Source organism: Actinoallomurus sp. NPDC052274 (assembly GCF_040679475.1).
In the GTDB taxonomy this organism is placed as follows: Bacteria; Actinomycetota; Actinomycetes; order Streptosporangiales; family Streptosporangiaceae; genus Actinoallomurus; species Actinoallomurus liliacearum.
In genome coordinates this window covers 292271-313917 of sequence record NZ_JBFAUT010000002.1, presented here as the reverse complement: position 1 = coordinate 313917, position 21647 = coordinate 292271, and the positions used below count along the sequence as shown (strand labels likewise).

Here is a 21647-nt window from a genome sequence, read left to right as displayed (position 1 = left end):
GATCAGTTGTTCGGGTAGTCGGCCGTGATGGCGGTCTTGTTCGTGTCCATCACGTCCGGGGGAATGTCGTCCGAAGGCTTGCTGGATCCGCCCTGACCATCGGTCGGGAGGCTGCCGGCGAACTTCGACCAGGCGCTGATGATCCCGAACTCGGCCTTGTTGTAATTGTTGACGGCCGTGGCGATTCCCTGGGCCATGGCGTTCAGTACGCCGTCCTCCGGCCTGTCCTCGCTGCCGAACACCTCACCCATGACCGCGGTCCATCGGCTGCTGAAGTCGTCCGCTTCCTTCTGGGTTTCGCCCTGCCAGTTCAAGTTCAGCGACTTGAGCGTGTCGCTGATCCGTCCGACGTAGTCCGCGACAGCGTTGGCCAGATCGTGGAGCTGCTGCGCCGTGTCGTGCAGTCCCGACGGAGAGACATACGTCTCTTCGGCGTGATCATAGTCAGTGTGAGTTGGACTCGTTAGGATATAAGCCACCTCAGCGGCCTGCGACGGGGAAATAGCCATCTCCGGTACATCCTCCTTCAGATCCGCAATTCAGTGGTGAGATCGTGTTGGTACGGTCGAACCACAGTTCCCGACCGCATTCGGCCTCGTCTTCGTCATCACGAGCCCTGCGAATGAGGCTTCGCGTACTCCACCTGATGACGCGCCATCGCCGCCTCAACCCGATGCCGCGCCATCGCCGCCCCCGCGTCACCGCCCGAGGACCCCGGCGAACCAGAGCCCGCCGCCACCGAAGGCACCACCTTCTGGCTCTGGCGCCCGCTGGGAGTCATGTTCTGCAGGTTCTGGGATTCGGCCTGGTAGTAGTTGTCGTAGGACTTCTGCATCCGGTCGATCATCTCGTCGAGGATGTCCATCAGGTCGGACGAGGCGTCCTTGTACCAGTCGCGGACGGGGTCGAAGGTATTCTTGGCGGGACCACGCCAGAAGGCGGACAGTTTCTCCGGCCGTATCTTCGAATCGATCAGATCGAGCGTGGTGGAGATGTTGTCCTTCTCCCGTTTTATGGTGGCGATGGCGTTCAACAGCTCCGGCAGGTCGACACGCCACGCCTGAGGCGTCATATAGCGCGAGCCGTCGGAAAGCGCGATCGAGCCGTCCTTCGGGTCATAACTTCCGTGGACGATCCCATCATTGGATACGACGTAGACGCCGTCGCCGTTGTTCGGCGTGAAGATGCCGGTGCTCGTGTCGGTGGAGCCGTGGAGCACGGTGCCGTCCGACAGCGCGATGGTGCTGCCGTCCGCGGAGTAGAAGTCGCCACCCATCTGCAGGCCGTACACGGTGGTGCCGTCGGGCAGGGTGTGCGTCGTGCCGCCCGCCACGAATTGGCCGTCCGGCGTGCTGATGCCGTGCTCGACCTTCCCGTCCTTGTCGAGGGCGATCTTCCCGTCGTCGGAGATCCACCCGCCATCGGTCGTGTCAGAGCCATAAAGCACCTGACCATCGACCGTACGCTGCGAATGAAACTGTCCCCGATCGTCGACATGCCCGTGCTCGACCGTGCCATCGGACCGGACCGCCAGCGACCCGTCCTCCGAATAGAACACACCGTCCTGGACGCTGCCGTAGACCTGCCGGCCATCGACGGTGCGCACCTCACCGTTCGGCAGGAACTGCTTGGTGCCCGGATCGGTCAGCCCATGCTGAACGACACCGTCCTTGTCGAGGGCGATCTTCCCGTCGTCGGAGATCCAGCCACCATCGGTCGTGTCAGAGCCATAAAGCACCTGACCATCGACCGTACGCTGCGAATGAAACCGCCCCTGATCATCGAGACGCCCGTGCTCGACCGTGCCATCGGCCCGGACCTCGATCGACCCGTCCTCCGAGAAGAAGACACCGTTCTGGACGCTGCCGTAGACCTGCCGACCGTCGACGGTACGGACCTCACCGTTCACCAGGAACCGACCGGTCGTCGGATCCGTGATGCCGTGTTCGACCACGCCGGAGGGCGAGACGTACGTCGTCCCGTCGTCTGAGATCTGTCCGCCGTCGGCGGTCGCCTGTCCCGACATCAGTTCGCTGTCCGTTCTCTCGTACCGAAGACCAGTCCGTGCGTCGACGCGTCAGCCGGTGACCTTGTTCGGCGGCGGCGGGGGGAACGCCGAATGCCGATCGGCGGCGGCGTAGACCTGACCCGAGTGGTTCACGAGGGCGATGTACTCGCCGACGAGTTCGAGTGATCCGCCGACCTGGTGGAGCGTCGCGTGCTGGATGGGATTCATCTGGTCCGCGTACTGTTTCGCCGGCTCAGCGAAATCCGACGGCGAAGTCCAGTCCTCCCCGGTTCCGCCCCATGTTCCGTCAGAGTAATTGAAGTTCATTCCATCGTGCTTTACCGTTGAGTTCTGCCCGAAAATGCTTCCTTCGGTAGACTGGACCTTCGATCGCAGTTTTTCGTATTGGTCGACCAGTTTGCGAGCCCTGTCCAGCATCTCGTTGACCTGAGTGCCGAGCGCCTCATAGCCGACCTTGAAATCCCCCGCGTCACCCCCCGACGCATCCCCGCCGGGAGAGCCGCCCGAGTCCTCATCGATGTCCTTCGGGTTCACGTTGAAGGACGGGTGGGCGGCCCAGGCGACCTTGAGGTCCGGGGAGGCCTGATCTCCCCTACCCGGCTTGTAGTCGCTGTCCTGGCTCGGCGCGTCCGGGTCGTAGGGGTTCTCGTCGTACTTCGATTTGATCGGGTCGGTCATGTGCCCTCCTTGCTCACACCGCTTCTACCGGCGGCAGATCCGCCGGTAGAAGCGTCGTCAGATCGCCGGCGGCGGCCGCGTCCAGGTCGTCGGCGATTCGCTGCGCCTGCCGCTCGGTCATCAGCTGGAACACCTGCCGCGCGGTCCGCCCGTTGCCGAACTGCTCCCCCCTGGGCAGTTCCTCGAAGAAGCGGTGCAGCGCGTCGACGGTCTCCGGAGTGCAGGCGTACTGGTGGGTGTCGGCGTGGTACTCCACGATCCGTACGAGTTCGTCGGGCCGGTAGTCCTCGAACGTGAGCGTGCGGCTGAAACGCGAGCCCAGACCGGCGTTGGACGCGAGGAAGCGCCGCATCTCCCCGGGATAACCGGCGACGATCACCACGATGTCGTCGCGGTGGTCCTCCATCAGCTTCACCAGGGTGGAGATCGCCTCCTGCCCGAAGTCGTTCGGCTGGGCGTGCGGTACGAGGGAGTACGCCTCGTCGATGAACAGCACACCGCCGAGCGCCCGGCGGAAGACCGCCTGCGTCTTGGGCGCGGTGTGTCCGACGTACTCGCCGACCAGGGCGCCGCGGTCGGCCTCGACGAGATGGCCGCGCTGGAGCAGGCCGAGCGCGTGCAGGAACCCGCCGTACAGCCGGGCGACGGTCGTCTTGCCGGTGCCGGGGTTGCCGGCGAAGACGAGGTGACGGCTGAGCGGCGGCGGGGGAAGCCCCGCCTCCTTGCGGACCTTCACCATCTGCATCAGTTTGGTGAGGCCGACGACGTCGCGCTTGACGCCGTCCAGGCCGACCAGCCGGTCCAGCTCGGCGCGCAGTTCGGCGAGGCGTTCCTCGGGACTCACCGCCGCGTCCTCGTCCGCGCCGGCGGCGGTGGTCCCGCCTGCGCCGGGCGTGCGTACGGACACCACCGCGCCGAGGGCCGCGGTGGGGGCGCCGCCCTGCGGCAGCGTCGCCTCGCGTACGCCGTCCGAGCGGCAGTCCTCGATGACCGGCTCGGCGCCCTCGCAGACGACGAGGTCGTGGTCGCCGCCGGTCACGAAGCACCGGCGCAGCACCGGGGTGGCGGCCGCCTCGACGTAGATCGCGGGGAATCCGGCGTCGGAGATCCGGCAGTCCTCGAAGACCCCGGCGGCCTCTTCGGCCAGGAAGACGCCGTTGCGGGCGACCCGTTCGACGGTCAGCCCCCGCACGCGCGGCCGGGTGCCCTTTCCGACGTACAGACCGCTGCCCTCGACGTCGGTCATCGTGCAGTCGTCGATCCGGGCGGTGGCGCCGGCGTCGAGGAAGACGCCGGTCGAGCGGGTGCGCTGGACGCGCAGGCCGTCGATGACGGCGCCGCTGCCGGGGCCGACCTCCAGGCCGACCTCGGCGACGGCGGAGATCTCGCAGTCGGCCACCAGCGGCCGGTGGGTCGTGCGCAGGCTGATCCCGGTCTGGGCGCGCTCGACGCGGCAGTCGCGAAGGGACGCGTCGCCGCCGTCCACGAAGACGCCCGTCATTCCGGCGTCCTGGACGCGGGTGTCCTCCGCGGTCAGCTCGGCCTGCTCGCACACGCGGATCCCGTACTCGGGGGTGTCCTTGACCCGGCACTCGGTCAGCGTCGCGCGCGCTCCGCCGCCCAGGTGGACCGCGGTGTACGCGCTGTCGGAGATCTCGCAGTCGGTGAACGTCACCTGCGCCTGGCCGGTGGCGTACAGGCCGTTCGCGGCGGTACGGGCGAACGTGGCGCCCCGGGCGCGGACCGTGGCGTCACCGGCGACCGCGAGACCGCTGTCCGCGACGTCGACGACCCGTACGCCCTCCAGCTCCAGCGTCCCGGCGCCGGACGCGAAGATCGCCGCTCGCTTCGTGTCGTGGATGTGGCACTTGTCCAGGACCGCCGCCGCCTCGTCCTCGGCGAGCACGCCGGTCCCCGCCGTACGGAAGATCTCGCACCGGTCGAGGAGGATCGCGTGCGAGCTGGAGGTCCGTGGCTCCTGGGCCGACGCCGCGTCCCTCCGCAGCTCCGCGTCGCCGCGTGCGGCCGCGCGCCGCCCCGCCGTGCCGCTCAGCCGTACGCCCTGCGCGCCCGTGTCGTACAGGCGGCACTCGTTCAGCACGAGCGCGGACCGGCCTTCGGCGTGGACGGCGGCGGCGCGGGTGTTGCGCACCTCGCATCGGGTGAACCGGCCGTGCGCGGTGCCGGTCAGGTGGACGCCGCGTACGCCCGCGCCGTCGATGAGCGCTCCGGTGCACTCGACCCGCGCGTCGTCGTCCGCGGCGATGCCGTCGCCGTCGGCGGACAGCACCGAACAGTCCTCCAGCACCGTACGGCTCGTGCCGGTCAGGCGTACGGCCACCGCGTCGGCGCCGGTGATGGAGCAGCCCTTCAGCGTGACCATGGCGTCGCCGGTGACCTCGACCCGGCCGCCGGTGATCTCACAGCCCTGCGCGGCCGGCGCTCCGCCGCGTACGAGGATCGCCGCCTCGGCCGGCGCGGTGCCCTCCACGGTCAGGTCGCGGAGGACGGGCTTACCGCCGTGCACGGTGACGGCGGGGCCGCGGGCGGCGACGATCCGCACGGTGCCGGGCCCCTTCTCCGCCACGAGCGTGACGTCCCGGTCCAGGACGACGCTCTCCCGGTACGTCCCGGGCTGGACTGAGACGGTCGAGCCCTCGGCGGCCGCGCGCACGGCGGCGCCGATCGTGCTGTGCGCGCCCCAGCCCGATCCGACCCGTTCCCACGAGGACTTCTTCGTCAGCACGGCGTCACATCCGCCCGCCCGCCCGCATCAGGGCCCCGAAGACACCGAAGACACCGGCGGCCAGCGGCACGCTCAGCGCTCCCAGGAAACCGGCGAGCGGCCCCGGCCAGCGCCACCTCTCACCGAAGTCGACCTGCTGGAGAGAGCTGCGGAAGCACAGCGCCAGGCCGGACCAGACCACGACGACGCCGACGACGATGAGCGCCAGCGGTCCGGACCAACCCGGAGCGTCCGCGCCGAGGAGCCGGCCGGGCGCCCGCAGGGCCAGCGCGACCAGACCGGCGGTGCCGCTCAGCAGGACCGTCGCGACGATCGCCGTCAGCCGCGACGAACCGGCGCGGCACAGCAGCGCGAGACTCAGGCACAGCGCCAGCCCGAGCGCGAACCAGTCGCCTGAGGTGCTCAGCACGACCAGGCTCGCGGCGATCACCAGGCAGCACACGCCGTTGAGGAAGACGAGCAGCCCTTGAACCCGCCGCACCGTCCGCTCGACGTTCTCCATCTCCGCGGGCCCCGGGGGCATCACGGCGGCCTGCGCGGCGATCCGCGGCAGCGTGCCGAGGATCAGGAAGGCCACGACCGCGACGATCGCCGCGCCCTCCACCAGGTCGACCCGCAGCACGGCGCAGACCACGCAGAGGACCAGGACCAGCCCGCAGAGCAGCTGCAGCGTCATCGTGGCCGTGGACGGGGCCGCGAGATACGCGGCGAACGCGCCGAGCGAGGCGGCGAACGCGGCCACGACCAGCCGGGTCGCCAGGCCCGGCACCGGCAGGGTCATGACCGCGCCGGCGAGCAGCGGACACGCCGCGGCGGCCATCGCGAGACGCAGCGCCGTCGGCACCGGCCAGCTCTTACGGCCGGCGGTCCACGCGAGCAACGCCCCGACCAGGCCCGCAGCGAACAGCGGCACGCCCGCCACGACGGCGCCGGTCGCCCCGCTGTCGGCGCAGAGCGCGCCGGCGGCCGCGAACAGGATCAGCAGGCCGATGCCCAGCGTGGTGTGCGCTCGCGCGCGTGCCTGCCACATCGTGCCGTCATCGCCGAGCTCGGCGATCTGCTCATCGATCTCGGCGACGACGGGCCCGTCGAGTTCGCCGGCGAGGACGTCACGGAGGTAGAGCGTCTCACCGTCGAGCACGCCGACGGACTCCAGCGAAGCGCCCGGATCGAAGGGCTGTGCCCCTGCCGGCGCGAGCGACCAGGCGGACGGCATCACGTCCGAATCGGGCTGCCCGCACAGGCCGGCCACCATGGGGACGTACTCGGCGATCGGGGCGTGCGCGGGCACGGCCAGATCCACCTGCCCGCGCTCGCCGACGACCGTGATCCGGCACCGCTCATCGGCCACCGGAGCGTCCTCGCTTCCTCGGGCGGTCGGCCATGGTCAGTGCTTCCAGGTCTGGATGTTCGACCATTCGGCGTCGGTGTAGTTGCCCCAGTTGACGTTCATCGCCCGGGCGATCTGGCCGAGCACGCCGTCCGGGCCGAACAGCCCTTCGGCGGCGACGTTCCACTCCTGCTGCAGGCCCTCGTAGTAGGACGCCGCCTGGCTCTGCGTCCACGCCTCCTGTAGCGGCGCGAGCTTGCCCTTCAGCGACTCCAGCTGGCCCGCGATCTCGGCGGCGCGGCCGTTGAGCCAGCCCCCCGCGGCGCCGAGTCCCTCACCGACGTAGATCTGCGTACCGTCGACATTCGACATGACGTCTCCCTCTCGGTTACCGGTCGCTCGTTGCTCAGACCAGGTTCGCGGCGGCGCCACCGCCCGGCAGGCCCGACTCGATGTTGGCCAGATTGGTGAGGTTCTGCTGCTCGGAGTCGCGGTAGTTGACGTAGTTGCCGTGCAGGCCGTCGGCGATGCCCGTCAGCGCGTCGTGCAGCATCCGGGCGAGAATGTCGTACTCGGCCATCAACGCGACGAAGCGGTCGTGCGCCACGCCGCCCCACACCGCCTCCAGGCTGTTGACGTACGTCTTGATCTCAGCCAGCTCCGACTGGATCTCCGAGGCGGTGTTCCTCGTGTCCGTCGCGGCATTGGCCAGGTACTCGGGGGTGACCCGATAGGTCACACCGCCCACGGTCACAGACGGATCGTTCGCCATCGCGGCCGCCTTCCTCGAAAGATCGGTTTTCGGGATTCGGCTGCTCGCAGGTCAGCCGACCTCTCCCCGGCCCGCCGCGGTCGGCGCTCGACCGGTGGTGGCAATCCACACCACTCCTGATTCTTCAGCCACTCAAGCCGCCTGCGTATCGGTAGAAATCACCTACATCCGTTGGAGCCCCCGCCAGGGACGCCGCTCCGCCCGCTGTGAGCGACACGTCGCCGCCGGCGAACCTTCACTCGTCGCACTGCGTCACCTTTTGGTGTAATGCCCGAACGATCGTTTTTGGTTGAGGTCTTGTTGGTTCGACCCCTCAGGCTCGACACCTGGGGAGTGCGGCCACCGCCCACCCGATACGACCATGAGTTCATGTGAGCCACAGATGCGCTGGGAGACCATGACTGAGCGGCCCCGCTCCACAAGCCGGTACGAGTTCGTCTCACGCAAGGCCGAGCTCTCGGCCGTGCAGCGCCTGCTGCGTGCGACACAGGCCGGCCGGGGCGGAACGCTCGTGATCTACGGGGAGGCCGGCATCGGCAAGACCGAGCTGCTGGAGCACGCCCTGACCACGGTGCCGGGCCTGGACCAGATCCGCGTCACCGGCCGCCAGTTCGAGGCCGAACTGCCGTTCACGGCGCTGCATGAGCTCTGCAGGCCGATGTTGACGCGACTGGAAGCACTGCCGGATCCGCAACGGGCCGCCTTGGAGGTGGCCCTGGCGCTCCGCGACGGTACGGCGCCCGATACCGTCCGGGTCGGCCTCGCCGTGCTCGGTCTGCTGTCCGACGCCGCGCGCGAGCAGCCGATCGTCTGTGTCGTCGACGACGCGCAGTGGGTCGACCAGGCGTCGGCCGAGATCCTGACGTTCGTCGCGCGCCGCGTCGAGAGGGAACCGGTCGCGTTCCTGATCACAATGCGCGAGGACCCGAGCGGATGCAAGGCGCTCGAAGGGTTCCCCGCGCAGTTGCTCGGCGGTCTCGGCAATGACGACGCGCTCGCGCTGCTGGGCTCCCTGCTCCACACCCCGCTCGACCGGCGCGTCCGCGACCAGATCATCGCCGAGGCACGCGGCAATCCCCTCGCGCTGCTGGAGCTGCCCCGGCTCGCGGAACCGGCGGCGCTCGCGGGCGGGTTCGGCCTGCCGGACGCGGTGCCGGTACCGGAGCGTATCGAGGCCGGTTACCGCGGGCGGCTGGCCGGCTTCCCGGCGGAGACGCGCACACTGCTGCTGATCGCGGCGGCCGAATCGCTCGGTGAACCGACGCTGCTCTGGCGCGCGGCCGAGCGGCTCGGCATCCACGCCGACGCCGCGGCGCCGGCGGAGGCCGACGGGCTTCTCGACCTCGGGGTACGGGTGCGCTTCCGTCATCCGCTGGTGCGGTCGGCCGTCTACCGCGCGGCGTCGCCGGGCGACCGCCGCGCCGTGCACCGTGCGCTGGCCGACGTCACCGATCCGCTGGTCGACCCCGACCGCCGGGCCTGGCATCGCGCGATGTCGGTGCTGGTGCCCGACGAGGCCATCGCCGAAGACCTGGAACGTTCTGCGGACCGGGCTTGTGCCCGTGGCGGTGTGGCCGCCGCCGCCCGCTTCCTAGAACGCGCGGTGGCCCTGACCCCGGACCCGCCTCGCCGGGCGGCACGCGCCTTGGCTGCGGCGCGGTTCAAACATCGGGCGGGCGACGCCGAGGCGGCGACCGGCCTGCTCGCCACCGCGCTGGCCGGCCCGCTGGACGGAGAGCGGCACGCCCTCGCCGAGCTGCTGTCCGCGCAGATCGCCGACCACGGCCGGCGCGAGGGTAGGGCTGCCTCCCGGCTGCTGGAGGCCGCGAGGAGACTCGAGACATACGACCGGCCGCTGGCTCGCCAGGCCTATCTGGAGGCGATCGCGGCCACCCTTCGCGCCGGCCGCCTCGGCGAGGGGGGACTCCTGCCGAAGATCTCCCGAGCCGCGCTGGCCGCGGCGGGCCCAGAGCCTCCACGCCCTCTCGACCTTCTCTTGGAGGCTCTGAGCACCCAGGCGATCGACGGCTACGCGGCGGCTCTGCCGTCGCTGAGAAGAGCGGTCAGGTCCTTCCTCGACGACACCAGTGAACAGGAGCGCGACGCCCACTGGCTCTGGCTGGCATGCGGTGTGGCGATCGATCTCTGCGATGACGAGGAGTGGCTCGCGATCACCGAGCGGCAGGTGCGGCAGGCCCGTCGGTGGGGAGCGCTGCTCGTACTCCCGAGCGCGCTGCGCAACCTGGCGCTCGTACGGGCCCACACCGGGGACTTCCATCAGGCCGCGGCGCTGCTCGATGAGGCGGACGCGATCCCGGAGCATAACCTCATGGACTCCTGGCTCAAGCCGCTCCTCCCGGCGTGGCGCGGCGATACGGAACAGGTGTCCTCGCTGATCGAGACGATCGCCCGCCTGGCACGTGAGTACCCCCTGGGCATCCTGCTCACGGTCGCCGACTACGCGACCGCGGTGCTGAACAACGGCATCGGCCGGTACGACGCCGCTCTCCAGGCGGCCCGGACGGCGTACCGGCATGAGATGTTCGCCTTCCACTCCCTCATCGCGCCCGAACTGATAGAGGCGGCCGCCCGCGCCGGACATCCCAGGCTCGCCGAACCGACGCTGGAACGGCTCATCGAGCGGACCGACGCGGTCGGCACCGACTGGGCGCTCGGCGTACAGCTCCGCTCACGCGCCCTGCTCAGCGAGGGCCCCGAGGCGGAAGGGCTCTACCAGGAGGCGATCGACCGGTTGAGGCGCACCCGGCTCAAGCCTCACCTCGCCCGGGCGCACCTGATCTACGGAGAGTGGCTGCGCCGCCAGGCCAGGCGGGCCGACGCCCGGAGCCAGCTCCGCATCGCCTTCGAGGAGCTGAGCGCCATGGGCGCGGACGGCTTCGCGGCGAGGGCCGCACGTGAGATGGCCGCCTGCGGCGACCGTCCGCGCAAGCCGACGGGCGATCCACTCGACGGGCTCACCGCGCAGGAGCGTCAGATCGCCCTGCTCGTCGCCCAGGGCGCGACATCGAAGGAGGCGGCGGGTCAATTGTTCATCAGCCCGCGCACCGTCGAGGCGCACCTGCGCAACATCTTCAGCAAGCTCGGCCTCACCTCCCGCCGGCAACTGCGCGACCTACGGCTGCACGGGTCGGCCGTCCAATCGACCGGACGGCCTTCCTCGAAATGACAGCGTGGTGCGATGTGAACATCGCGCCGCACAGTCGGGGCAGCGGCCGGGGATCACGGCCGGCTTGGCGGAGGTACCAGTAGGCCGAGCGGATGAAGGTGGCGATCGGGTCATCGCCACCTTCATGCGTCTCGACCGTAACGCGGGTGTGCTCGCGGAGCAGGTCGTGGAATGAGGTGCGGCGTCAGCCGGCCGGACGGCTCGTGCGGTCAGCCGAGGTGGTCGGCGATGATCCGGGCGTAGTTCGCCTCGCCTCGCTGGTTCGGGTGCAGCGGCGCGGCCGGGTTGACCGGCACGTACCCCTCCACCCACTTCACCGTGGCCGACTGGCAGGCGTCGTGGCCGGCGCTCGGGGTCTCCACATCAACGTACTCGGCGTTGTGCGCCCTGGCCTGCGCCGCGATGACGCCGTTCAGCCGGTGCACGTTGCCCTGGAGGTAGTCGGCGTCCACCGGCAACACGGGCTGGAGCGGCCAGCAGCCGCCCGGCTTGACGTAGAGACCGTATCCGGTCACCAGCACGCGCGCCTTCGGGGACCGCTGATGGATGCCGTCCAGCACGGCGGCGAGCCGTGGCCCGACCGCGTCGACGCGCTGGGCGACCTGGTCCACGCCGCCCTCGGTGTACCGGTCCTTGCACGGGGTCGCGGTCGGGTCGAGGTTGGCGCAGTCCTGGGCGATTCCGACGAGTCCGGCGTCGTTCCCGCCGATCGTCAGGGTCACCAGGGTGGTGTCCGCGGTCAACGCGTCGAACTGCGGCGGGGCGGTGCCGGTGGACACGCCGGCCACGCTGAGGGACTGGGACGCGGTCATGTGCTTCGTCTCGGCCCCGCTGCAGGTCACGTCGTGCAGTTCGGCGCCGAGCCGGGTCGCCAGTTCGTGCGCGTAGTTGTGCGTGGAACGCCCGCAGCCCACATTTCCCGTGATGTTGGGAATGAGTGGTCCCGAGGCCATCGAATCGCCCAGCGCCACGTACTCCGGGTCGGCCGCGGAGGCGGGCGGCGCGGCGAGTCCAACGGTCACCGCGACCGCGGCCGCGGCGCCCAGAGCACCGGTGAGAATGCGACGAATGCCGTGGGCGGAGGGCGAGGACATGGCGGCTCCCGGCTGTCATGGAATGTTTTGCGATCATCATGCAGACTCACAACGGATCCTTTAACTGGCGAGTAAGGCAGACTTCCGCGGGAGCTGTTGTGACGGATCACAAGGTGGGGATCGCGCCGCTGCGCATCGCCGGCCGACCCGTGGCCGGCTACCTGCGGGCCCGTGTTCCATCGCTGACACGTCGGGTGGTCGACCGGCTCCGGGCCGAGCTTCCCGTCTACGCCGAACTGCCCGCCGAGGAGGTCACCGGCGATATCGCGGATATCGTCCAGCACAATCTGCGGCTGTTCGCCGATGTCATCGAGCACCGCACCGAGGCCGGCGACGACCGGTTCGCCGTGCAACGCGATTCGGCGGCGCAGCGGGCTGAGGAGGGCATCCCACTGGACGCCATCCTCAGTGCCTACCTTCTCGGCGCGGAAATGGGCTGGAATGAGATTTCGGCTGGGGCGCAACCGCCTGATCTGGCCGATCTACAGGAGACGCTGTCGCATATGCTGGCTTTCCAGCGGCGGCTCGTGTCGGAGGTCACCGCGGCATACCTGGAAACGCGCCAGGTGCTGGACGTCCAGCAGCATCGCGACCGGCATTCACTAATGGCGGCTCTGCTGTCGGGCGACCCGCCGCCCTCGTATCCGGCCGGGTCGCGGCCATCGCCGCTCTACGTGGTGATGACGCTCACGCTGGGCCGGCACCCGGACGAGAGCCGCCCGGGACCGCGCACCCGGGTGGCCGCCCGGCGGAAGATCCGCCGGGTGCAGTCGACGTTCGACCGCTTCGCCGGCGAACCCGCCCTGACCGCGCTGGACGGCTCGGGGGGCACCGCCCTGCTGCCCGTCGGCGCCCCGCCTGCGTGGGATGACCTGTGCGCACTCGTCGCCCGTGCCGCGCGTACGGCCGACGTGCCCGTAACGGCTGCGGCGTCCGTGGTCGACCCGGCAGGCGTGCCGGCCGCGGTCGCGCAGAACACCGAGATCGTGGAACTGGTGGTGCGGACGGGCCGGGCGCCCGGCCTGTACCGGCTCGCCGACGTGCTGCTCGATTACCAGCTCAGCCGACCGGGCGAGGCACTGACCGCCCTCGCCTGTCTCCTGCGGCCGTTGGAGCCCAAGCCGGAGCTCCTCCAGACACTCGAGACCTACCTCCAGCAGAACCTCGACCGGCGGCGCACCGCCACCGCACTGCACGCCCACCCCAACACGGTCGACTACCGCATCCGTCGCATCACCCAGCTCATCGGCCTGTCCCCGGCCCGCGCGGCGGACCTGCCGCACATCAACGCCGCCCTCGTCGCCCGCCGATCGATCAGCCCCTACGCCGACGCGGGAACACCGTACGAGGACGCCCGCCGCCACGGGGATCCGCAGAACTCGTGAAACATGTCCGCCGTCCGGTGCTCCGCCTACGGGGCGACCTCGTCGAGGGCCCGTACGCGGGCGGCGCCCGTCCCGTACTCCATGGAAACCCCTACACCGCCGCCGCCGGGCCGCTCGCCGGAGGCGCCGTCAGAGGGCTCCGAGGGGGACCGCCCGGACGATCGCCTGGTATCCCGCGTCGTTCGGGTGCAGCCCGTCCTCGAAGACGTAGCCGAGCCAGGGCCGGTCCGGGTCGGTCCGGTCCGCCATGACGCGGTCGACGTCCAGCACCGCGTCGTACTCGCCGCTCGTACGGATCCAGTGGTTGACCTCGTCTCGGACCTTCTCCGCCTCCGGACTCCAGATCGGGAAGAGCGCGCCCTTGAGCGGCAGGATGGTCGCGCCGATGGCCTTGATGCCCCGGGCGTGGGCGGCGCGGATGAGCGCCCGGTGGCCCTCGATGAGCCGGCGCGCGGTCGGCAGTGTGCCGCCCTTCGGCAGGCAGGGATCTTCGATCTTGGCGGCGGCGATGTCGTTCGCACCGAGATGGATGATCACCGACCGTACGCCGGGCCGGTCGAGCACGTCACGGCGGAACCGCGTGGGGGCCTTGTCCCCATAGCAGGACGTGTCACTCAGAATCCGGTTGCCGCCGATCCCGGCGTTGATCACGGTGGTCGGGCGGCCTTGGGCGGCCAGGCGTTCGGCCAGACCGTCCGCCATCCGCTCGTCGCCGGTGGAGCCGACGCCGTCGATGAGGGAGTCCCCGAACGTCACGACCGTGCCCTGGGTGCCGGTGCCACCGGCCACGTCGACGCCGGTCAGGTAGTACCAGGAGTTGGTGCTCTCGGCGTAGGCGGCCGAGACGGGCTCGGTCAGGTGGTCGCCGCTCGCGCGGTAGGCCTCCTGCGTGGTGAAGCGGTGGAAGGTGGCGGGCCCGGTCGGCTCGGTGAAACGCAGCGTGACGGCCAGCTTCTGCAGCGGCCTGGTGGGCAGTGCGACCGGGTCGCTGGCCAGTTCGGCACCGGGCTTGACGACAGTGGACGCGGCGCCGTGGAACTTCAGCGTCTTGGTCGTTCCCGGCCACACCTTGGCGCCGCCCGCCGACGTGCCGACGGCGGCCCCGGCGATCTTCAGCGGCTTGATGCCGTAGACGTTGGACAGCCGGATCCGGACCCGGTCCCCTCCCCCGCTCAGCCTGATCACCTGGCGTACGGACTGGTCGGCGAACCCCTTCATCGACCAGTTGGGGCCGTTGTCCTCGGTGCCTGGAGTCGGCCGCTGCATGGCGGCGCCCCAGCTCTCGGACCAGCTTCCGATCGGGTCGGACGCGCTCGTGGGCGTCGACGAGATGGCCGTCTGCGCAAGGCCGCCGCCGACCAGCGCCGCGCCCGCGACACCGGCGAGCGAGATCTTGATCGCTCGGGTGGTGAGTTCGAAGGTCATGATCCGATCCCACCGCCGCGACGACCCGCACCACATCACGGCGCTCCACCGACCTGAGGTATGTCCAGCCCTACCTGCCGGCTGCGCCGTAGACGGGGGCATATACCCCGGTCCGTAGTGGGAGCGTTCACCGGTGGTGGGCCGCTTGCGGAGGAGATCACGTCACCGTGCCGGGGCGTGTCCGGTTTGCATATGTCGGCGATATGTCGTGCTGCTTAGGGTCTAAGGATGCGCGTGCTGATCGTGGAGGACGAGCCCTACCTGGCCGAAGCCGTCCGTGACGGTCTGCGGCTGGAGGCGATCGCCGCCGATATCGCCGGCGACGGCGACTCCGCCCTGGAACTGCTCAGCGTCAACTCCTACGACCTGGCGGTCCTGGACCGCGACGTCCCCGGCCCCTCCGGCGACGAGATCGCCCGACGGATCGTCGCCTCCGGCAGCGGCATCCCGATCCTCATGCTCACCGCCGCCGACCGGATCGACGACAAGGCTTCCGGATTCGAGCTCGGTGCCGACGACTACCTCACCAAACCGTTCGAGTTTCGAGAGCTCGTCCTGCGGCTGCGGGCGCTCGACCGCAGACGCGCGCACGCCCGGCCCCCGGTCACCGAGATCGCGGGTCTGCGGCTGGATCCCTTCCGCCGGGAGGTCTTCCGCGACGGGCGCTACGTCGCGCTGACCCGTAAGCAGTTCGCCGTGCTCGAAGTGCTCGTCGCCGCCGAAGGCGGTGTCGTCAGTGCCGAACAGTTGCTGGAGCGGGCCTGGGACGCCAACGCCGACCCCTTCACCAACGCCGTCCGCATCACCGTCTCAGCCCTGCGCAAACGACTCGGCGAACCATGGCTCATCGCCACGGTGCCCGGCGTCGGCTACCGAATCGACACCGGCATGGACTCATGAGCAGGCGGCCAGGGTTCAGCGCCCGCCTGAAACTCACCATCAGCTACGCCGGATTCCTCCTCCTCGCCGGCGTTCTCCTGCTGGCCGTGGTGTGGGTGTTCGTGCTGCGCCACCTACCCGACGACGACCCCAGATCCATCCGGCGGAAGTTCGGCGGCGTGATCGTTGTGGGTATCAACCGCACCGAACTCCTGCGCGGCTTCGCCCCCGCCGCGGCTGCGACGCTGGCCTTCCTCCTCGTGTTCGGCCTCCTGGGAGGATGGTTCCTGGCCGGTCGGATGCTCGCGCCACTGACACGGATCGCCGACGCGGCACGATTGGCCTCCAACGGATCGCTGTCCCACCGGATCCGTTTGGAAGGGCCCGAAGACGAATTCCGCGAACTCGCCGATGTGTTCGACACCATGCTCGAACAACTCGAATCCCACGTCGCCGAACAGCAACGGTTCGCCGCGAACGCCTCCCACGAGCTGCGCACCCCACTGGCGATCTCCCGAACACTCCTCGACACCGCCCGCAACGACCCCACGCGGGACCACGGCGAACTCATCGAACGCCTTCACATCGTCAACACGCGGGCGATCGACCTCACCGAGGCCCTCCTGCTGCTCAGCCGCGCCGACCGCAAGGGCTTCACCCGCGAGCCCGTCGACCTGTCCCTCATCGCCGAAGAAGCCACCGAAACACTGCTTCCCCTCGCCGAAAAGCGCCAGATCGCCCTCGATGTCACCGGCGAAAAGGCACAGGCCCTCGGCTCCGCGGCGCTCCTCCTGCGGATGGTGACGAACCTCGTCCAGAACGCCATCGTCCACAACCTCCCCACCGGCGGCACCGTGACCATCCACACCGACCCGCAGCACGACACGAGCGTGCTGCGGGTCGAGAACACCGGCCGGCCGGTCCCAGGAGAACTGGTACCCACCCTCACCGAACCCTTCCAACGCGGAACACAACGCATACGCACCGACGAGCACGCCGGGGTCGGCCTCGGGCTCGCCATCGTGCACAGCATCGTCCGAGCACACGACGGCACCCTCGACCTCACCCCCCGCCCCACCGGCGGCCTCGTCGTCACCATCCGACTTCCCGGGGTCCGTCCGATCAACGACTGATCTCGGTCGTCAGTGATTCAGCTGGTGGGCTGTCGCGATCACCGATATCGCGGGCGTATCGAAAACCGCATACGCGACCGCAACAGTCTTTCGTCTTCGAACCCCACTTTGGAACGAGCGGTGAAGTACGCGCAGTGCATGCGCGAGAACGGCGTGACCAGCCGGGTCCGGTCTCAGACGGGGTCCATCTCGGTGACCCGGCCGTCGCGCAGGTGCAGACGGCGGGTGGTGTGCACCGCGTTGATCATCCGGCGGTCGTGGGTCACCAGCAGCAGGGTGCCGGGATAGGAGTCGAGCGCGGACTCCAGCTGTTCGATCGCCGGCAGGTCGAGATGGTTGGTCGGCTCGTCCAGAACGAGCAGGTTCACGCCCCGCGCTTGAAGCAACGCCAGGGCCGCCCGGGTGCGCTCGCCCGGCGACAACGTCCCCGCGGGGCGGGTCACATGCGCGGCGCGCAGGCCGAACTTCGCCAGGAGGGTACGGATCTCCGCCGGCGGCAACTCGGGAACCTCCGCGCCGAAGGCGGCCAGAAGGGCGCTTTCGCCGAGGAACAGCGCTCGCGCCTGGTCGACCTCGCCCATGACCACGCCCGGCCCGAGCGCGGCGTGGCCTTCGGTGAGCGGGGTCCGGCCCAGCAGCGCCGACAGGAGCGTCGACTTGCCCGCCCCGTTGGCACCGGTGATCGCCACCCGTTCGGCCCAGCCGATCTCCAGGTCGACGGGTCCCAGAGTGAAGTCTCCGAGCCGCAGCACCGCGGAGCGCAGGGTCGCCACCACGGCACCGGCGCGTGGCGCGACGGCGATCTCCATCCGCAGCTCCCACTCCTTGCGGGGCTCCTCGACCACGTCGAGGCGTTCGAGCGCACGCTCGGTCTGGCGGACCTTGGCGGCCTGCTTCTCACTCGCGTCGGCGCGGAAGTTCCGGCCGACCTTGTCGTTGTCCCCTCCGTTGGCGCCCCGGGCCTTCTTTCTGGCGTTCCTGACGCCCTTGGCGGCCCAGTCCCGTTGCGTCCGGCCCCGCTGCTCCAGCGTGGCGACCTTGCTCGCGTACTCCTCGTAGTCGGCGCGGGCGTGCCCGCGGGCGACCTCACGCTCGGCGAGGTACGCGGCGTAACCGCCGCCGTAGACTTTCACCTGCTGCTGGGCCAGGTCGAGCTCCACCACCCGGGTGACCGTCCGGTCCAGGAACTCGCGGTCATGGCTGACCAGCACCGTGCCGGCCCGCAGGCTCGTGACGAACCGCTCCAGCCGCTCCAGCCCGTCCAGGTCCAGATCGTTGGTGGGCTCGTCGAGCAGGAAGATGTCATAGCGGCTGAGCAGCAGCGACGCCATCCCCGCCCGGGCCGCCTGCCCGCCGGACAACGAGGTCATCCGCTGATCGAGCCCGGCCGCCAGCCCCAGCTCGGCGGCCACCTCCCCGGCCCGGTCCTCGAGATCGGCGCCGCCCAGGGCCAGCCACCGTTCCAAGGCGGAGGCGTATTCGTCCTCGGCCCCCTCACGCCCACCGACGAGACCCTCGGTCGCGGCGTCCAGCTCCCGCTGAGCCCGCGCCACCCCCGTACGCCGGGCGAGGAAGCCGATCACCGTCTCGCCGTCGCGCCGCTCCCGCTCCTGTGGCAGGTAGCCGACGGCCGCCGACGACGGGCTGAGCGTCACAGAACCGCCCTCGGGGGTGAGCAGTCCCCCAAGGGTCCGCAGCAGGGTGGACTTCCCCGCGCCGTTGACCCCGACCAGCCCGATGACCTCTCCAGGGGAGACGACCAGGTCGAGCCCGGAGAACAGGACACGGTCACCGTGCCCGGCGGCGACGTCCTTCGCGACAAGGGTTGCTGTCATAGAACGCCAACGCTATCCGCCACCGGGCGGCCTCCGGACCCGGCCGCCGCCCATGCGACGGTAGGTCCGAAGCGGCTCGCGAACACGACGGTGACAACCGTCTCGTACCGGCTTCCGACCCTGAGCGCCGTTCCTTCGTCCGCAGTCGGGTGTATATCGTCCGAGAAGTCTGCCAAGGAGGTCACGGTGACCGTGTCAGCAGAGCTCGCCGAGATCCACCAGTGGTGGGCGCAACGATCCGGCCTCACGGGCCCCGCGACGGCCTTCCGGATCGCCGGCAGCGCCTATGACCAGGTCACCCCCGCCGGTGTCGAGAACCCGTACTGGGAGATCGTCCGGCAGTTGCCGTCCGTGCGCGAAGCCGGGCAGGGGGTCTGTCCCGACGGCTTCGCCCGCGGACTTCCCGTCGGGCATCACCTGCTGACCAAGCGCTACTCATGGGCGATCCCCTCACCTGGCGACATCGCCTGGCTCACCCAGATCCTGGGCGGTCGCGGCCTGGTCGAGATCGGTGCGGGCTCGGGCTACTGGGTGTGGCAGGCGGAACAAGCCGGCATCGACGCCATCGCCTACGAGCCCGTCAGCTCCGCCACCAACACCTACACCGACGGCACCGAATACTCCGCCGTCCGGCGAGACGGCCCGACCGCCGCCCGGCGCCACCCCGACCGAGCCCTGCTGCTGTGCTGGCCATCTCACGGCGACCCGTGGGCGAGCGAAGCCCTCCACGCCTACCCCGGCGACCTAGTGATTTACATCGGGCAAGGTGCGGGCGGCCGCTGCGCCGACGACGACTTCTTTCGGCTGCTCGCCCGAGAATGGACGCCGATCGGTTCCAGCGTCCACCACATCACCTGGCGGCACACCCACAGCGCGATGACGGCCTATCGCCGTAGAGAGCCGAACGCCGCCACGGTGGTCGCGGCCGATCCGACGACCACCCGGTACGCCTGACGCCGTCGCGGGCATGCCCGCAACGGCAGGAGGAGCGTCGGCGCAGCGCTACGGTTGCCGTCTCACAGCTTGACGAGTTTGGGGTAGGGCGCCGGGATTCGTTCCGTCTGCGAACCGAAATCCACGATCACGGCGATGCCTTCCTCGACACCGGTGACCACGCCGAGGCCGTACCGGTCATGGCTCACCTGGTCCCGCAGGGCGAACTCCTCGACCGGCGCGACGACCGGGGCCTTGAAGGGGCTGGTGGGCAAGTGACGCCGAGTGGCGGCATGGGAGCGTCTCATTACGCAACAGTAGGCCATGTTCGCTGATCAAAGCCCGCGAGAACTCCCAACCGGTCCCCGGATATCGGGCCGCACGAGAGCGGCGACCGCCCTGACCTGCTACCGGAGGAGTATGCTCAATGGTGACCGAGGAGCTTCCGCGTCGGCAGTCGAGCCGACGCCTCACCGGCTTTTCACTAGCGCGGCCTTCAGTCGCAGGCCAAGACGGGTCGGGCGATCATTAAGCCCCCTACCCCCGCATGTCGGTCCATGCCGACAGTGCGGAGGTGCCGTGCTCCATGGACCGAGCCGGCTCCCGAGCGGCCTCCGATCGCCGTGATCTAGCAATTTCCAGCACGGTCGGCGCGTTACCCGATGGGGCACCCGTTCTCAGTCGGAGACGGACGCGCCTCGACCTCCATGCTGACCGCGGCCGCACTCGGCCGCGTCATCTCGAACCGGAGACTTACCCATGCATCACAGCACCGTCCGCGCCAGGCTCTTCAGCCGGCGCCTACCCGGCCGTACGGTCATCGCGATACGCGGAGAACTCGACATCGCGACCACCGCGGCACTCCGCACCCGGATCCTGTCCATCCTCGCGGACACCACCACGCCGGTCGTCATCGACCTGTCCGCCGTGTCCTTCTGCGACGCCTCCGGCCTGGCCCTGCTCGTCGGCACCCAGCGCCGCGCACGGCTGCACGGGCTCGCCATCACTTTCGCCGCGCCCCGCCCGAACGTGGCCAAGTTGCTGCGCATCACCGGCCTCGACCGCGCCTTCGTCGTCCGCCCCACCCTCGCCGACGCCCAGCTCGGCCACGTGCGTACCGATCACCGCGTCGCGGCGTAACCTTCGATCACGTCTGACAGATCATCAGCGCCGATCGGTCGGCGGTGTTCCTGCCATGTCTCTTCGGGGAGATCAAGTGCCGTTCACATCCAGGCCCAAGACGACGTCCGAGCTGCTCATCGAGCTCGAGCCCGTCGTCGCCGCCGAGCTCGACCGTCACCTGTCCACGGCGAAGGAATGGTTCCCGCACCAGTACGTGCCGTGGAGCCGGGGCCGTGACTTCGACGGTCCGCTGGACGGCGAACCATGGTCACCCGAGGACTCAACGGTCTCGCCCGCAGCGCGGGAGGCGCTGGTCGTCAACCTTCTCACCGAGGACAATCTGCCGGGCTACCACCGCGAGATCTCCGCCATCTTCGGGCGGGACGGCGCGTGGGGCACCTGGGTGGACCGCTGGACGGCCGAGGAGAATCGCCACGGCATCGTCATCCGCGACTACCTCACGGTCACCCGGGCCGTGGACCCGGTCGCGCTCGAACGGGCCCGCATGACGCACATGCAGAGCGGTTACCAGGCCGACCATGGCGACAAAATGCTCCACGGCCTCGCCTACGTCTCGTTCCAGGAACTGGCGACGCGCGTCTCTCACCGCAACACCGGCAAGGCCTCGGGCGACCCGGTATGCGAGCGGCTGCTGGCGCGAGTGGCCGCCGACGAGAACCTCCACATGCTCTTCTACCGCAACCTGCTCGCCGCGGCCTTCGAACTGTCCCCCGACGAGACGATGCGCGCCGTCACCGACGTCGTGACCAACTTCCAGATGCCCGGCCACACCATCGACGGCTTCCTGCGGAAGTCGGCCGCCATCGCCAACGCGGAAATCTACGATCTGCGCATCCATCTCGACGATGTCCTGTCCCCGGTCCTGCGGCAGTGGCGAATCTTCGAACTCGAAGGCCTGGGCGCCGAAGGGGACAAGGCCCGCCAAGAACTGGCGGACTTCATGGAACGCCTGGAGACGACGGCCTCCCGATACGTCGAACGCCGTGCCGAACGCCGGGCGCGGACGGCCGGTGCGCCGGACGCTGAGCGGTCGCGCTGATCGGAACACCGACCACCGGACGCGCCGCCGTGCCCGGCC

General features: G+C 69.8%; 18 protein-coding genes. 7 read left to right on the top strand and 11 right to left on the bottom strand.

The window, feature by feature from the left end; all coding sequences use genetic code 11:
- Window positions 1–2: 2 nt before the first annotated feature.
- The 7 genes from AB0K82_RS03270 to AB0K82_RS03240 form a co-directional block, all read right to left on the bottom strand.
- Entirely contained in the window at window positions 3–509 is a 507-nt protein-coding gene (locus AB0K82_RS03270; RefSeq protein WP_364392126.1) for a hypothetical protein, read from the bottom strand.
- A 98-nt stretch (window positions 510–607) separates the two neighbouring features.
- Complete coding sequence (locus AB0K82_RS03265) at window positions 608–1954, bottom strand: WXG100 family type VII secretion target (RefSeq protein WP_364392125.1); 1347 nt, start codon at window positions 1952–1954, stop codon at window positions 608–610.
- A gap of 123 nt (window positions 1955–2077) precedes the next feature.
- The gene (locus AB0K82_RS03260; protein ID WP_364392123.1) at window positions 2078–2707 is read right to left on the bottom strand and encodes a hypothetical protein; all 630 of its coding nucleotides are present in this window, start codon (window positions 2705–2707) and stop codon (window positions 2078–2080) included.
- Window positions 2708–2720: 13 nt separating this feature from the next.
- Window positions 2721–5453, bottom strand: coding sequence for a right-handed parallel beta-helix repeat-containing protein (locus tag AB0K82_RS03255; protein WP_364392121.1), 2733 nt, complete (start codon window positions 5451–5453; stop codon window positions 2721–2723).
- Window positions 5454–5457: 4 nt separating this feature from the next.
- Window positions 5458–6804: an EsaB/YukD family protein gene (locus AB0K82_RS03250; protein WP_364392119.1), complete on the bottom strand. Its 1347-nt coding sequence runs from the start codon at window positions 6802–6804 to the stop codon at window positions 5458–5460.
- 36 nt (window positions 6805–6840) lie between these two features.
- Window positions 6841–7155: a hypothetical protein gene (locus tag AB0K82_RS03245; RefSeq protein ID WP_364392117.1), complete on the bottom strand. Its 315-nt coding sequence runs from the start codon at window positions 7153–7155 to the stop codon at window positions 6841–6843.
- Between the two features lie 34 nt (window positions 7156–7189).
- Complete coding sequence (locus tag AB0K82_RS03240) at window positions 7190–7555, bottom strand: WXG100 family type VII secretion target (RefSeq protein WP_364392114.1); 366 nt, start codon at window positions 7553–7555, stop codon at window positions 7190–7192.
- Window positions 7556–7952: 397 nt separating this feature from the next.
- Here AB0K82_RS03240 and AB0K82_RS03235 point away from each other — a divergent pair, with 397 nt between their 5' ends.
- Window positions 7953–10742, top strand: a complete 2790-nt coding sequence (locus AB0K82_RS03235; RefSeq protein WP_364392112.1) for an AAA family ATPase — start codon at window positions 7953–7955, stop codon at window positions 10740–10742.
- Between the two features lie 209 nt (window positions 10743–10951).
- Here the strand turns inward: AB0K82_RS03235 and AB0K82_RS03230 are convergent, their stop codons facing one another.
- Window positions 10952–11836 (bottom strand): SGNH/GDSL hydrolase family protein, encoded by an 885-nt coding sequence (locus AB0K82_RS03230; protein WP_364392110.1) that lies wholly within the window; start codon window positions 11834–11836, stop codon window positions 10952–10954.
- Window positions 11837–11934: 98 nt separating this feature from the next.
- Here AB0K82_RS03230 and AB0K82_RS03225 point away from each other — a divergent pair, with 98 nt between their 5' ends.
- Complete coding sequence (locus AB0K82_RS03225; protein ID WP_364392107.1) at window positions 11935–13221, top strand: helix-turn-helix domain-containing protein; 1287 nt, start codon at window positions 11935–11937, stop codon at window positions 13219–13221.
- Between the two features lie 129 nt (window positions 13222–13350).
- On the opposite strand, the gene AB0K82_RS03220 is transcribed toward AB0K82_RS03225, so the two are convergent.
- Window positions 13351–14646, bottom strand: coding sequence for an SGNH/GDSL hydrolase family protein (locus AB0K82_RS03220; RefSeq protein ID WP_364392105.1), 1296 nt, complete (start codon window positions 14644–14646; stop codon window positions 13351–13353).
- A gap of 228 nt (window positions 14647–14874) precedes the next feature.
- On the opposite strand from AB0K82_RS03220, the gene AB0K82_RS03215 reads away from it, so the two are divergent.
- Window positions 14875–15546 carry a response regulator transcription factor gene (locus AB0K82_RS03215; protein WP_364392102.1) on the top strand — a complete coding sequence of 224 codons (672 nt, stop codon included), beginning with the start codon at window positions 14875–14877 and terminating at the stop codon, window positions 15544–15546.
- The gene (locus AB0K82_RS03210; RefSeq protein ID WP_364392099.1) at window positions 15543–16658 is read left to right on the top strand and encodes a HAMP domain-containing sensor histidine kinase; all 1116 of its coding nucleotides are present in this window, start codon (window positions 15543–15545) and stop codon (window positions 16656–16658) included. The genes AB0K82_RS03215 and AB0K82_RS03210 overlap by 4 nt, the downstream gene beginning before the upstream one ends.
- Window positions 16659–16831: 173 nt before the next feature.
- On the opposite strand, the gene AB0K82_RS03205 is transcribed toward AB0K82_RS03210, so the two are convergent.
- Window positions 16832–18493 (bottom strand): ABC-F family ATP-binding cassette domain-containing protein, encoded by a 1662-nt coding sequence (locus AB0K82_RS03205; protein WP_364392096.1) that lies wholly within the window; start codon window positions 18491–18493, stop codon window positions 16832–16834.
- 186 nt (window positions 18494–18679) lie between these two features.
- Between AB0K82_RS03205 and AB0K82_RS03200 the strand changes: the two genes are divergently transcribed.
- Window positions 18680–19447, top strand: coding sequence for a hypothetical protein (locus AB0K82_RS03200; protein ID WP_364392093.1), 768 nt, complete (start codon window positions 18680–18682; stop codon window positions 19445–19447).
- 62 nt (window positions 19448–19509) lie between these two features.
- On the opposite strand, the gene AB0K82_RS03195 is transcribed toward AB0K82_RS03200, so the two are convergent.
- Window positions 19510–19734: a hypothetical protein gene (locus AB0K82_RS03195; RefSeq protein WP_364392091.1), complete on the bottom strand. Its 225-nt coding sequence runs from the start codon at window positions 19732–19734 to the stop codon at window positions 19510–19512.
- Window positions 19735–20185: 451 nt separating this feature from the next.
- On the opposite strand from AB0K82_RS03195, the gene AB0K82_RS03190 reads away from it, so the two are divergent.
- Entirely contained in the window at window positions 20186–20566 is a 381-nt protein-coding gene (locus tag AB0K82_RS03190) for an STAS domain-containing protein (protein ID WP_364392088.1), read from the top strand.
- A gap of 76 nt (window positions 20567–20642) precedes the next feature.
- Window positions 20643–21608: an acyl-ACP desaturase gene (locus AB0K82_RS03185; RefSeq protein ID WP_364392086.1), complete on the top strand. Its 966-nt coding sequence runs from the start codon at window positions 20643–20645 to the stop codon at window positions 21606–21608.
- Window positions 21609–21647 lie beyond the last annotated feature (39 nt).

Bases quoted from the DNA above. Each gene is read 5' to 3' on its own strand.
- AB0K82_RS03270 (WP_364392126.1), bottom strand. From the start codon at position 509: ATGGCTATTTCCCCGTCGCAGGCCGCTGAGGTGGCTTATATCCTAACG.
- AB0K82_RS03260 (WP_364392123.1), bottom strand. From the start codon at position 2,707: ATGACCGACCCGATCAAATCGAAGTACGACGAGAACCCCTACGACCCG.
- AB0K82_RS03245 (WP_364392117.1), bottom strand. From the start codon at position 7,155: ATGTCGAATGTCGACGGTACGCAGATCTACGTCGGTGAGGGACTCGGC.
- AB0K82_RS03240 (WP_364392114.1), bottom strand. From the start codon at position 7,555: ATGGCGAACGATCCGTCTGTGACCGTGGGCGGTGTGACCTATCGGGTC.
- AB0K82_RS03235 (WP_364392112.1), top strand. From the start codon at position 7,953: ATGACTGAGCGGCCCCGCTCCACAAGCCGGTACGAGTTCGTCTCACGC.
- AB0K82_RS03230 (WP_364392110.1), bottom strand. From the start codon at position 11,836: ATGTCCTCGCCCTCCGCCCACGGCATTCGTCGCATTCTCACCGGTGCT.
- AB0K82_RS03220 (WP_364392105.1), bottom strand. From the start codon at position 14,646: ATGACCTTCGAACTCACCACCCGAGCGATCAAGATCTCGCTCGCCGGT.
- AB0K82_RS03215 (WP_364392102.1), top strand. From the start codon at position 14,875: ATGCGCGTGCTGATCGTGGAGGACGAGCCCTACCTGGCCGAAGCCGTC.
- AB0K82_RS03210 (WP_364392099.1), top strand. From the start codon at position 15,543: ATGAGCAGGCGGCCAGGGTTCAGCGCCCGCCTGAAACTCACCATCAGC.
- AB0K82_RS03205 (WP_364392096.1), bottom strand. From the start codon at position 18,493: ATGACAGCAACCCTTGTCGCGAAGGACGTCGCCGCCGGGCACGGTGAC.
- AB0K82_RS03195 (WP_364392091.1), bottom strand. From the start codon at position 19,734: ATGAGACGCTCCCATGCCGCCACTCGGCGTCACTTGCCCACCAGCCCC.
- AB0K82_RS03190 (WP_364392088.1), top strand. From the start codon at position 20,186: ATGCATCACAGCACCGTCCGCGCCAGGCTCTTCAGCCGGCGCCTACCC.